Origin of the sequence: Nonomuraea sp. CA-143628, assembly GCF_050942315.1 — a bacterium.
Lineage (GTDB): Bacteria > Actinomycetota > Actinomycetes > Streptosporangiales > Streptosporangiaceae > Nonomuraea.
Map to the genome: position 1 here is coordinate 5,278,021 of NZ_CP192072.1, position 12,263 is coordinate 5,290,283.

Here is a 12,263-nt window from a genome sequence, read left to right on the forward strand (position 1 = left end):
ACCAACCGACACAGCAGTCCAGCGGCCGGCAGAGGAGAACGCATGAGCGTGACCGCTCCCCTCGGTTTCAGAGCCGCGGGCGTCGCAGCGGGCATCAAGTCCGGCGACGCCCGTGACCTGGCCCTGGTGATCAACGACGGGCCCAACCAGGCCGCGGCCGGTGTCTTCACCGCCAACCGCGTCAAGGCGGCCCCGGTCCTGTGGTCGCAGCAGGTCCTGCGTGGCGGCCGGGTCCGTGCGGTCGTCCTCAACTCGGGCGGCGCCAACGCCTGCACCGGCCCCGAGGGCTTCCAGGACACGCACGCCACCGCCGAGAAGGCGGCCGAGGTGCTCCAGGACTCGGCGGGCGAGATCGCGGTCTGCTCCACCGGCCTGATCGGTGAGCGGCTGCCCATGGACGCGCTGCTGGCCGGGGTGGAGCGCGCCGCCGCGCAGCTGTCGCGCGATGGCGGGCTGGCCGCGGCCGACGCCATCCGCACCACCGACACCGTCTCCAAGATCTCCTTCAAGCGCGCCGACGGCTACATGGTCGGGGGCATGGCCAAGGGCGCGGGCATGCTCGCCCCGGCCCTGGCCACCATGCTCTGCGTGATCACCACCGACGCCGACCTGACCGCGGAAGAGCTCGACACCGTGCTCCGCGAGGCCACCTCCAAGACCTTCGACCGTCTCGACGCCGACGGCTGCATGTCCACCAACGACACCGTCCTGCTGCTGGCCAGCGGTGCCGCCGGGGTCAAGCCGGACCTGGCGGAGTTCGGGCAGAAGGTCACCGAGGTCTGCGCCGACCTGGCCAGGCAGCTGCTGGTCGACGCCGAAGGCGCGTCCAAGGCCATCGCCATCGAGGTGGTCGGCGCGGCGTCGGAGGACGACGCGGTCAAGGTGGGCCGCACCGTCTCCCGCTCGAACCTGCTCAAGTGCGCCATCCACGGCGAGGACCCCAACTGGGGCCGCGTGCTGGCCGCCGTCGGCACCACCGACGCCGTCTTCGAGCCCGACCGGCTGAACGTGGCCATCAACGGCATCTGGATCTGCCGCGGCGGCGCCGTCGGCGACGACCGGACCAAGGTGGACATGCGCCCGCGCGACGTGACGATCACCATCGACCTGTCGGCGGGCACCTATTCGGCCACCGTCCACACCACCGACCTGACCGCGGACTACGTCCACGAGAACTCGGCGTACTCCTCATGAGGAGCATCACCGCCCACACCAAGGCGGACACCCTCATCGAGGCCCTGCCCTGGCTGGCCCGCTTCCACGGCGCGACCATCGTCATCAAGTACGGCGGCAACGCGATGGTCGATGAATCGCTCATGGAGGGCTTCGCCGAGGACATCGGCTTCCTGCACTACGCCGGTCTGCGGCCGGTCGTGGTGCACGGCGGGGGCCCGCAGATCAGCAAGCACCTCGACGCGCTCGGCATCGAGTCGACGTTCACGGCCGGGCTGCGGGTCACCACGCCCGAGGCCATGCAGGTGGTCAGGATGGTCCTGGTCGGCCAGGTCAACCGCGACGTCGTCGGCCTGATCAACAGGCACGGCCCGCTCGCGGTCGGCATGTCGGGCGAGGACGCCCACCTGTTCACCGCCGAGCGCAAGCACGCGCTCGTCGACGGCGAGCACGTCGACATCGGCCAGGTGGGCGAGATCGTCAAGGTCGACCCGGGCGCCGTCCAGGCCATGATCGACAACGGCCGCGTCCCCGTCGTCTCCAGCGTCGCCCGCGGCGAGGACGGCGAGATCTACAACGTCAACGCCGACACCGCCGCCGCCGCGCTGGCCGTCTCCCTCCAGGCGCAGAAGCTCATCGTCCTGACCGACGTCGAGGGCCTGTACGCCAGTTGGCCCGACGACACCGACGTGATCGACAAGCTCGACGGCGCCGAGCTGGCGGCCATGCTGCCCTCACTGTCCAGCGGCATGAAGCCGAAGATGGAGGCCTGCCTGACGGCGGTGAAGGGCGGCGTCCCCCAAGCGCACATTCTCGACGGCCGGGTCTCCCACTCGCTGCTGCTGGAGATCTTCACCGACCAAGGAATCGGAACCATGGTGATGCCCTGATGAACCTTCGCGACAGGTTCGAACAAGCCTTCATGCCCAACTACGGCGTCCCGCCGATCGCCCTGGCACGAGGCGAGGGCACCCGCGTGTGGGACGTCGACGGCAGGGAATACCTCGACTTCGTCGGCGGCATCGCCGTCAGCTCGCTCGGCCACGCCCACCCGGCCCTGGTCGAGGCGGTCTCCAAGCAGGTCGCGACGCTCGCGCACACCAGCAACCTCTACCTGCACGAGCCGGAGGTGCTGCTCGCCGAGCGGCTCCTCGGCCTGCTGAACGCCCCCGGCCGCGTCTTCTTCGCCAACTCCGGCACCGAGGCCAACGAGGCCGCCTACAAGCTGGCGATCAAGTACGGCAGGCGCGACGGCCGCACCTACTTCGTCGCCGCCGAGAACGGCTTCCACGGCCGCACGATCGGCGCCCTCTCACTGACGGGCAAGAAGTCGATCCGCGACCAGTTCGGCCCGTTCCCGGTAGAGGTCCAGTTCGTCCCGTACGGCGACGCCACCGCCCTCAAGGAGGCCGTGACCGGCGACTGCATCGCGGTCTTCCTGGAGCCCACTCAGGGCGAGGCAGGCGTGGTCCCGCCGCCCGACGGCTACTTCGCGGCGGCCCGCGAGATCTGCGACTCGACCGGCGCGCTGCTGGTCGCCGACGAGATCCAGTCCGCGATCGGCCGCACCGGGCATTGGTTCGCCCACCAGGCCGACGGCGTCACCCCCGACATCCTGACCCTGGCCAAGGGCCTGGGCGGCGGCCTGCCGATCGGGGCGTGCGTCGGCTTCGGCGACTCGGGCCGGCTGTTCGACAAGGGCGACCACGGCTCCACGTTCGGCGGCAATCCGGTCTCCTGCGCGGCGGCGCTGGCCGTGCTCGACAACCTCGATCTCGACCACGTGCGCACCACCGGAGCCCGGCTGCGGGCCGGGCTCGAAGCGGTCGCTCACCCGCTGCTGAAAGGCGTGCGCGGACGCGGGCTGTGGCTGGCCGCCGTGCTGGCCGAGCCGGTCTCCGGCAAGGTGCAGCAGGCGGCGGCCGAGGCGGGCTTCCTGGTCAACGCGCTGCAGCCGGACGCCGTACGGATCGCGCCGCCGCTGGTCGTGACGGCCGAGCAGGTCGACGCGCTCGTGGCCGCGTTCCCCGGGATCCTCGCCGAGGCGGCGAAATGACGGCGGCTGTCCGGCACTTCTTGAGGGATGACGACCTGTCGCCCGCCGAGCAGGCCGACGTTCTCGACCTGGCCGCCGCGATGAAGAAGGACCGCTACGGCTACCGCCCCTTCGAAGGGCCGCAGACCGTCGCCGTCCTTTTCGACAAGCCCTCGACCAGGACCCGGGTCTCCTTCGCCGTAGGCATCGGCGAGCTGGGCGGGCTCCCGCTGGTCATCGACGGCGGCAGCTCCCAGATGGGCCGGGGCGAGCCGATCGAGGACACCGCGAGGGTGCTCGAACGGCAGGTCGCCGCGATCGTCTGGCGCACCGGCGCCCAGGCGGGCCTGGTGGGCATGGCCGAGGGCACCGCCGTGCCGGTGGTCAACGCGCTGACCGACGAGTTCCACCCCTGCCAGATCCTCGCCGACCTGCTGACCGTCCGCGAACGGTTCGGCAGAACGGCCGGGCTGACCCTGACCTACCTGGGCGACGGCGCCAACAACATGGCCCACTCCTACCTGCTTGGCGGCGCCACGGCCGGGATGCACGTACGGATCGGCGCCCCCGTCGGCTACCAGCCGGACGCCGTCATCCTCGACCAGGCCGCCGCCATCGCCGCGACGACCGGCGGCTCGGTGATCTCGCTGACCGACCCGGCCGCCGCGATCCAGGGCTCGCACGTCGTCGCCACCGACACCTGGGTGTCGATGGGCCAGGACGGCAAGGACGAGCGGGTCCGCGCGCTCATGCCGTACCAGGTCAACTCCGAGCTCATGGAGCACGCCGCGCACGACGCGATCGTGCTGCACTGCCTGCCCGCCTACCGCGGCTACGAGATCACCTCCGAAGTGATCGACGGCCCGCGCAGCGCCGTGTGGGACCAGGCCGAGAACCGCCTGCACGCGCAGAAGGCGCTGCTCCACTGGCTGGTGAGCACCACATGACCATCCCGATGACCAAGGTCGCGCGGCAGGCGAAGATCACCGACCTGCTGCAGCGGCAGGCCGTCCGCTCCCAGCCCGAGCTGGCCAAGCTGCTGGCCGAGAGCGGCGTGGAGGTCACCCAGGCCACGCTCTCGCGCGACCTGGACGAACTCGGCGCGCTCAAGCTGCGCGCCGAGGACGGCTCGCTGGTCTACGCGCTGCCCGGCGAGGGCGGCGGCCGCATCCGGGTGGCCAGGCTGGGCACCGGCGAGTCCCCGGCCGCCCGGCTGCACCGGATCGCCGAGGAGCTGCTGGTCTCCGCCGAGGCGTCGGCCAATCTGGTCATCGTCAGGACGCCGCCCGGCGCCGCCCAGTTCATGGCCTCGGCCATTGACCACGCCGACTGGGAGTCCATCCTCGGCACGGTGGCGGGCGACGACACGATCCTCGTGATCAGCCGCGATCCCCAGGGCGGGAGCGTCGTGGCCGAGGCCCTGCTGAGGGTCGCCGCCCGGCGTACTTAGCCCATTTACCAAGATTTTGGAGGTACCGATGACTCAGAGAGTGGTACTCGCCTTCTCCGGAGGTCTGGACACCTCCGTCGCGATCCCGTTCCTGGCCGAGAAGATGGACGCCGAGGTGATCGCCGTCGCCGTGGACCTGGGACAGGGTGGCGAGGACATGGAGGTGATCCAGAAGCGGGCCATGGACTGCGGCGCGGTCGAATCCGTCGTCGTGGACGCCAAGGAGGAGTTCGCGGCCGACTTCTGCGTGCCCGCGCTGCAGGCCAACGCCCTCTACATGGACCGCTACCCGCTCCTGTCGTCGCTGTCGCGCCCGCTCATCGTCAAGCACCTGGTGAGCGCGGCCAAGCAGTTCGGCGGCACGATCGTCTCCCACGGCTGCACCGGCAAGGGCAACGACCAGGTACGGTTCGAGGCCGGCCTGGCCGCGCTCGCGCCCGACCTGCGGGTGGTCGCCCCGGCCCGCGACTTCGCCTGGACCCGCGACAAGGCGATCGAGTACGCCGAGCAGCGGGGCCTGCCGATCGAGACCTCCAAGAAGAACCCGTTCTCCATCGACCAGAACCTGTGGGGCAGGGCGGTCGAGACCGGCTTCCTCGAGGACATCTGGAACGGCCCCACCGAGGACGTCTACGCCTACACCGCCGATCCGGCCGTCGCCCGTGACGCCGACGAGGTGGTCATCACCTTCGAGCAGGGCGTCCCGGTCAAGCTCGACGGGCGTTCGCTCACGCCGTACCAGGTGATCGACGAGCTGAACACCCGCGCGGGCGCGCAGGGCGTCGGCCGGATCGACATGGTCGAGGACCGGCTCGTCGGCATCAAGTCGCGCGAGGTGTACGAGGCGCCCGGCGCCATCGCGCTCATCACCGCGCACATGGAGCTGGAGAACGTCACCGTCGAACGGGACCTGGCCCGCTTCAAGCGCGGCGTCGACCAGCGCTGGAGCGAGCTCGTCTACGACGGCCTGTGGTTCTCGCCGCTCAAGGACGCCCTCGACGCGCTCATCGCCGAGGCCCAGAAGCACGTGACCGGCGACATCCGGATGACTCTGCACGGCGGGAAGGCCACCGTCAGCGGCCGCCGCTCCGAGCAGTCGCTGTACGACTTCTCGCTGGCCACCTACGACACCGGCGACACTTTCGACCAGTCGCTCGCCAAGGGCTTCGTCCAGCTGTTCAGTCTGCCCTCCAAGATCGCCGCCGCGCGCGACGCGAAGAAAGGATGATGTGCACTATGGTCGCGGGGGACGAGAAGGAGATGACGGTGAGTGATGGCAAGCCGATGCGGCTGTGGGGCGGGCGATTCGAAGGGGGTCCCGCCGACGCGCTGACCCGGCTGTCGGTGAGCGTGCACTTCGACTGGCGGCTGGTGCCGTACGACCTGGCGGCGTCCAGGGCGCACGCCCGGGTGCTGCACAAGGCGGGGTTGCTGAGCGACGACGAGCTCGAACGCATGATCGGCGCGCTCGACGATCTGGAGCGGGCCTGCAAGGCGGGCGAGTTCCGGCCGACGGTCGCCGACGAGGACGTGCACACCGCGCTCGAACGCGGCCTGCTGGAGCGGCTCGGCTCGCTCGGCGGCAAGCTGCGCGCCGGCCGGAGCCGCAACGACCAGATCGCCACCGATCTGCGCCTCTATCTGCGCGACCACGCCCGCACGATCGTCTCCCGGCTGGTCGAGCTGGAGACGGCGCTGATGGCCCAGGCCGAGCAGCACGCCGACACGGCCGCGCCCGGCATGACCCACCTGCAGCACGCGCAGCCGGTCTCCTTCGGACACCAGCTGCTCGCGCACGTGCACGCCTTCGCCCGCGACATCGACCGGCTCACCGACTGGGACCGCCGCGCGGGCGTCTCGCCGCTCGGCGCCGGCGCGCTGGCCGGCTCGTCGCTGCCGCTGGACCCGCAGGCCGTGGCCGCCGAGCTGGGCTTCTCCGCCGCCGCGCCCAACTCCATGGACGCGGTGGCCGACCGTGACTTCGCGGCGGAGTTCCTGTTCGACGCGTCCCTGATCGGCGTGCACCTGTCGCGGCTGGGCGAGGAGATCGTGCTCTGGGCCTCGCAGGAGTTCCGCTGGATCGAGATGGACGACGCCTACTCCACCGGCTCGTCGATCATGCCGCAGAAGAAGAACCCCGACGTCGCCGAGCTCGCCCGCGGCAAGTCCGGGCGGCTCATCGGCAACCTCATGGCGATGCTCACGACCCTCAAGGGCCTGCCGCTCACCTACAACCGTGACCTGCAGGAGGACAAGGAGCCGGTGTTCGACTCGGTCGACACGCTGCTGCTCGTCCTGCCCGCGATGGCCGGCCTGGTCGCCACCATGCGGGTCAACACCGCGCGCCTGGAGGAGTCGGCTCCCGACGGCTTCGCGCTGGCCACCGACCTCGCCGAGCTGCTCGTACGCCGCGGCGTGCCGTTCCGCGACGCGCACGAGGCGGTCGGCCACCTGGTGGTGTGGTGCCAGGTCAACGACAAGGACCTGGGCGACCTGACCGACGACGAGCTGGGCAAGGTCTCGCCGCACCTCACGCCCGACGTCCGCGACGTGCTCAACGTGCCCGGCGCCCTCGCCGCCCGCAAGTCCCACGGCGGCACCGCGCCCGACCGGGTCCGCGACCAGCTCGCCGCGCTGCGCGAGACGGTCGACGCCCAGGCGGCGTGGGCCGCGGGGGCCTAGCGCCCGGCATGGACTCCGGGACCCTGGATTCGGCGCCCCTGCCGCGCGGCTTCTTCGACCGGCCGTCGCACGAGGTCGCGCCCGACCTGCTCGGGCGCGTGCTCGTGCACGGCCCGGTCGCGGTCCGGCTCACCGAGGTCGAGGCGTACGGCGGCCCCGGCGAGGATCCGGCGGCCCACACCTACCGTGGACGGACCGCCAGGAACGCGGTCATGTTCGGGCCGCCTGGGCATCTGTACGTGTACTTCACCTACGGCATGCACTTCTGCGCGAACCTGGTGTGCCTGCCCGAGGACCACGGGTCGGCGGTACTGCTGCGGGCCGGTGAGGTGGTGGCGCGGGCCGACCTGGCCCGCTCGCGCCGCTCCGGAGACGGGGACGGCCCGCCCTCCTCCCGGCGCGAGTCGATCGCGGACCGCGACGGCCCACCTGCCTCCCGGCGCAGGCCGATAGCGGACCGCGACCTGGCCCGCGGCCCCGCCCGGCTGGCGGTCGCGCTCGGGCTGGCGCGCGAGCACAACGGGCTCGACGCCGTCTGGGAGGGCTCGGCCGCCGGGCTGCCGCGTTTCTCCGAGACAGGCGGCGCTCAGCCCGAACACGCGGCCTGGCTCACCGGGCTCCCCAAGGGGACTGTGGCCGTGCTCGGCGGACGGCCCGCAGAGGCGGACACGATCAGGTCAGGGCCGCGCACCGGGATCTCGACCGCCAAGGACACCCCGTGGCGGTTCTGGATCGACGGTGACCCGACCGTCTCACCCTTCCGGCCTCACACGCCACGCCGCCGCAGCACCGCGGCCACCTCGGTCGGGGAGGCACCCAGCTCGTGAGCGCTGAAGATGTGCAGATGGTCGCCGGTGTCGATCTCGAGCATCTCGCTGCGCAGACCGTACCTCCTGCGTACGTCCACCTGGATGTCCTCGATCGCCTCCCACGGGACGTGCCGGCGCCCGGCGAAGCCGTGCACCACGGTGACGCCGCTCTCGTCGGCCGCCAGCCGTACGGGGACCAGGACGTCACGCAGCCCCATGGCCCCCACCAGCAGGGCGGCCGGCACGGCCAGCACCACCCCGCGCACATCACCCTGGACATACCAGAACAGGGCGAGACCGGCACACGCCACAGCCCCTAGGATCTTGAAAACGGCCAGCTCGCGACGGACCTTCCACATGGCGACCGAGAGTATCCAAGTGGCGGACATCCGGCGCGATCGGGCACTCTGTAACCACTCGACGTCTCCTGGAAAGCCAGCACCGTGACCGACATTCTCGATGAGCTCGAATGGCGCGACGTCCTCGCGCAGACCACCGACATCGACGCCCTGCGCGCGGCGCTGTCGAAAGGTCCGATCACGGTCTATGCGGGCTTCGACCCGACCGCGCCGTCCCTGCACATGGGCAACCTGGCCACGCTGCTGATCCTGACCCGCTTCCAGCGGGCGGGCCACAAGCCGATCGGCCTGGTCGGCGGCGCCACCGGCCTGATCGGCGACCCCAGCGGCCGCAGCACCGAACGCGTACTCAACACCACCGAGGTCGTGGAGGAATGGGTCTCCCGGATCCGGGTGCAGGTGGAGAAGTTCCTGACCTTCGACGACAGCCCCACCTCGGCCGCGCTGGTCAGCAACCTGGACTGGACCGCCGAGATGTCGGCCATCGGCTTCCTGCGCGACATCGGCAAGCACTTCCCCGTCAACCGGATGCTCGCCCGCGAGTCGGTGGCGGCCCGGCTCGGCGGTGAGGGCCTCAGCTACACCGAGTTCAGCTACCAGATCCTGCAGGCCAACGACTACCTGGAGCTCTACCGGCGCAACGGCTGCACGCTCCAGGTCGGCGGCAGCGACCAGTGGGGCAACATCACGGCCGGCGTCGACCTGGTCAGGCGCGTCGAGGGCGGCCACGTGCACGCCCTGACCGGCAAGCTGATCACCAAGGCCGACGGCACCAAGTTCGGCAAGACCGCGGGCGGGTCGGTCTGGCTCGACGGCGCGCTGACCTCGCCCTACGCCTTCTACCAGTACTTCCTCAACGCCGACGACCGCGACGTGGTGCGCTTCCTGAAGGTGTTCACCTTCCGCGAGCGCGAGGAGATCGAGGCGCTGGAGAAGGCGGTGGCCGACCGCCCGTTCGCCCGCGAGGCGCAGCGGACGCTGGCCGAGGACCTGACCACGCTCGTCCACGGCGCCGACGAACTCGCGGCCGTCGTGGCGGCGTCCAAGGCGCTGTTCGGTCAGGGGTCGCTCGAAGAGCTGCCGGGCTCGACGCTGGCCGCGGCGCTGGCCGAGGTGCCGAAGGCGACGGTTCCGGCTCTCGGGGCGCCGTTCGTGGACCTGCTGGCGGACAGCGGGCTGGTGGAGTCGAAGTCGGCGGCCAGGCGGGCGGTGAAGGAGGGCGGCGCGTACCTCAACAACGTCAAGATCACCGACGAGTCGTACGTGCCTGAGGCCTCGGACCTGCTCCACGGGCGGTTCATGGTGCTCCGGCGCGGCAAGAAGGCGGTCGGCGGCGTCGAGGTCGGCTGACCTGAGTTGTGCGGGCCCTTCCCAGATTGTGCGGGGAGGGCCCGGTCTATCTGCGGGTCTATTTGTGGGTCTATTTGTGGGTCTATTTGCGGGCGAACAGGGCGACGGTGAGGCCGGGCGTCTCCGCCGAGTGCCAGGCCCCGCTCTGCTCGTAGCCCGCCTCCCGTACGGCCTTCACCCGCGGCAGCTTCTGCCCGGCGGACTTGACCCCCCGCCACACGACCCAGACCCGCTCCCGATCGGCCAGCGCGGCGGCGACGTCATCGCGCTCGGGAAAGCCGAACCCCTCCGCCTCCGGAGCGGCCCCCAGCCGCAGCACGTCGTCCGGCATCGACCCGTCACGGTAGTAGTCGAACCCCGCCCGCACCGAGCTCTGCCCGAACACGATCGCGTCCCCCGGCCGCGCGTCCACCTTCCGCACGGCCCATGGAAAGTCCTCGAAGCGCCCGTTGGCCTCCCGTACCTCCACCTGCTGCGGTACGCCCACCGCAACCGCGACCACCACCAGCCCGCAGCAGGCCACCACCCCTCCCCGCGGAACACTCGCCACCGCGATCCCCGCCAGCAACGCCAGGGCGGGCGCGGCGACGAACAGGTACCGATCCACATAGACCGGCGTCACCAGATGCGACACGGCCAGCAGCAGGACGGGCGGCAGCACCAGCCAGCCCAGCAGCGTCCCGGCCCACGCCCTGTTGCGGAGCAGCACCACACCGGCCAGCGCCACCACGAACAGCACCACCCCCACCTCGGTGCTCCCCGCCGCCATCTTCGGGAACTTCAGCAGCACCTCCGGCCCGCGCTGCGGGATCCAGCTGATCGCGTGCCGCTCGCCGTACCCGACCAGACCGAGAACGAGTGCGGGCAGGCAGCCGACGGCGAGCGCGGGCGCCCACCTCAGGAGCACGGTGCGGCGGGGGAGCAGCGCTACGGCGGCGACCAATTGAGCGGGCAGCACGAGCACCGCGAACAGGTGCGTGCAGCACACCAACGCCACCGCCACCGCATAGACCACCCAGGGTGCGCGCTCGGTGTGCTCCTGGGCTCGCCTGGTTTCTTCCTGGGCTCGCGTGGCGCGGTGAAGGGCCCAGAACGAGAAGACCACCGCGGCGGCCGCGGGCGCGTACGAGCGGGCGAAGGCGCCGTAATACGACACCGACGGCAGTGCCGCGAACAGCAGGCCGGCCGTCACCCCCGCCCACGTACTGTGCAGCCGCCGCCCCAGGTCCACCAGGAACCACGCGGCGACCCCGATGGCCAGCGCCGATGGCAGCCGCAGCCACAGCTCCGCGGTCCCGGCCTTCGCCCAGAGCTGCATGAACAGGTAGTACGGCAGGAAATGACCATCGATGTGCCGCGCCAGCTCCCACAACCCCGGCAGCGACCGGGACGCGGCGCTGATCGTGGCCAGCTCGTCACCGTTCAGAGAGGCGGAGCCCGAGCCGCTGAACGCCGCGACTCCGGCGATTCCGGCCACCCACCACGGGCTTGACCTGCGCGAACGTACGACTGGCCGGGCTGGAGGGGCGAGGGTGGAGGCGGTGGTCACCGGGGCAGAATACGCGCATAGGCTCAGATTTATGCCTGAAGTGATCGTGTTTGATCTTTACGGAGTTATCGCCCGCGTCCAGACGGCTGACGCCAAGCAGGGCCTCGTCGACCTCGCCGGAGTGCCGGGGGAGAGCTTCTGGGAGGCGTACTGGGGGTGCCGGCCCGACTATGACGCCGGTCAGGACGCCGTGGCTTACTGGGCGGCGGTCGCCGGACGGCTGGGCACGCGGTTCGCCGACGTGGACGCGCTGATGGCGGCCGACCTGGAGAGCTGGTGCCACGTGGACGACGAGATGGTCGCCGTGGTGCACGAACTGGCCGATCAGGGACGGACACTGGGGCTGCTGTCGAACATCGTCCCGGACCTGGTGCCGCTGTGGGAGTCGCGGCACGGTGACTGGCTGGGCCGGTTCACGTCGCTGACGTACTCGTGCCGGATCGGGGTGGCGAAGCCGGACCGGCGCGCGTACGAGATCTGCGCGCAGCGGTTGGGGGTGGAGCCGGGGGAGGCGCTGTTCTTCGACGACAACGAGGTCAATGTGGTCGCGGCTCGGGAGGCGGGGATGGCGGCGGAGCTGTTCGTCTCGGCGGCGCAGGTACGCGCGCTCACGCTTTCCGGTGGGTCTTGACCGTCCGCGCCTTTGGGTGGGTCTCGATCCGTCGGTGCTGAGCGTGATTATTCGTGATGACGTCCCGCAGAGCGGTGTAGTTTTTCGCCGCTCAGTCCTGTGCGCCCACGGAGAGATCGTTGATCCACCGCTGGGAGGGACACCGCCTGATTCCTTCGAGCAGCGTCGTTCGCGCGGTAACAGGCGTGGCGAAAAGGCGTGGCGCCGGTCTGCGGGACGCCGAGC

At 70.9% G+C, this 12,263-nt stretch carries 12 protein-coding genes; 10 read left to right on the forward strand and 2 right to left on the reverse strand.

The window, feature by feature from the left end; all coding sequences use genetic code 11:
• The first annotated feature begins 42 nt into the window (after positions 1-42).
• From argJ to ACQP2T_RS24150, 8 genes are read left to right on the forward strand one after another with little or no spacing between them, the layout of a single operon-like run.
• Positions 43-1,194 (forward strand): bifunctional glutamate N-acetyltransferase/amino-acid acetyltransferase ArgJ, encoded by a 1,152-nt coding sequence (gene argJ / locus ACQP2T_RS24115; protein ID WP_433518338.1) that lies wholly within the window; start codon positions 43-45, stop codon positions 1,192-1,194.
• Positions 1,191-2,063 (forward strand): acetylglutamate kinase, encoded by an 873-nt coding sequence (argB, locus tag ACQP2T_RS24120; protein ID WP_433518339.1) that lies wholly within the window; start codon positions 1,191-1,193, stop codon positions 2,061-2,063. Before argJ ends, argB begins: the two co-directional genes overlap by 4 nt.
• Entirely contained in the window at positions 2,063-3,229 is a 1,167-nt protein-coding gene (locus ACQP2T_RS24125; protein WP_433518340.1) for an acetylornithine transaminase, read from the forward strand. Before argB ends, ACQP2T_RS24125 begins: the two co-directional genes overlap by 1 nt.
• The gene (gene argF, locus ACQP2T_RS24130; protein WP_433518341.1) at positions 3,226-4,155 is read left to right on the forward strand and encodes an ornithine carbamoyltransferase; all 930 of its coding nucleotides are present in this window, start codon (positions 3,226-3,228) and stop codon (positions 4,153-4,155) included. Before ACQP2T_RS24125 ends, argF begins: the two co-directional genes overlap by 4 nt.
• The gene (locus ACQP2T_RS24135; protein ID WP_357955491.1) at positions 4,152-4,658 is read left to right on the forward strand and encodes an arginine repressor; all 507 of its coding nucleotides are present in this window, start codon (positions 4,152-4,154) and stop codon (positions 4,656-4,658) included. The genes argF and ACQP2T_RS24135 overlap by 4 nt, the downstream gene beginning before the upstream one ends.
• Positions 4,659-4,686: 28 nt before the next feature.
• The gene (locus tag ACQP2T_RS24140) at positions 4,687-5,886 is read left to right on the forward strand and encodes an argininosuccinate synthase (RefSeq protein WP_433518342.1); all 1,200 of its coding nucleotides are present in this window, start codon (positions 4,687-4,689) and stop codon (positions 5,884-5,886) included.
• A gap of 32 nt (positions 5,887-5,918) precedes the next feature.
• Entirely contained in the window at positions 5,919-7,340 is a 1,422-nt protein-coding gene (argH, locus tag ACQP2T_RS24145) for an argininosuccinate lyase (RefSeq protein ID WP_433519821.1), read from the forward strand.
• Between the two features lie 8 nt (positions 7,341-7,348).
• Positions 7,349-8,167, forward strand: coding sequence for a DNA-3-methyladenine glycosylase (locus ACQP2T_RS24150; protein ID WP_433518343.1), 819 nt, complete (start codon positions 7,349-7,351; stop codon positions 8,165-8,167).
• Here ACQP2T_RS24150 and ACQP2T_RS24155 read toward each other — a convergent pair.
• Positions 8,107-8,508, reverse strand: a complete 402-nt coding sequence (locus ACQP2T_RS24155) for a PH domain-containing protein (protein ID WP_433518344.1) — start codon at positions 8,506-8,508, stop codon at positions 8,107-8,109. The genes ACQP2T_RS24150 and ACQP2T_RS24155 overlap by 61 nt on opposite strands.
• Before the next feature lie 84 nt (positions 8,509-8,592).
• On the opposite strand from ACQP2T_RS24155, the gene tyrS reads away from it, so the two are divergent.
• The gene (gene tyrS / locus ACQP2T_RS24160) at positions 8,593-9,858 is read left to right on the forward strand and encodes a tyrosine--tRNA ligase (RefSeq protein ID WP_358187090.1); all 1,266 of its coding nucleotides are present in this window, start codon (positions 8,593-8,595) and stop codon (positions 9,856-9,858) included.
• An 82-nt stretch (positions 9,859-9,940) separates the two neighbouring features.
• Here tyrS and ACQP2T_RS24165 read toward each other — a convergent pair whose 3' ends face one another.
• A complete protein-coding gene (locus ACQP2T_RS24165; RefSeq protein WP_433518345.1) occupies positions 9,941-11,407 on the reverse strand; it encodes a glycosyltransferase family 39 protein in 1,467 nt (488 codons plus the stop codon).
• A 31-nt stretch (positions 11,408-11,438) separates the two neighbouring features.
• Between ACQP2T_RS24165 and ACQP2T_RS24170 the strand changes: the two genes are divergently transcribed.
• Positions 11,439-12,038: an HAD family hydrolase gene (locus ACQP2T_RS24170; RefSeq protein ID WP_433518346.1), complete on the forward strand. Its 600-nt coding sequence runs from the start codon at positions 11,439-11,441 to the stop codon at positions 12,036-12,038.
• Positions 12,039-12,263: the final 225 nt, after the last annotated feature.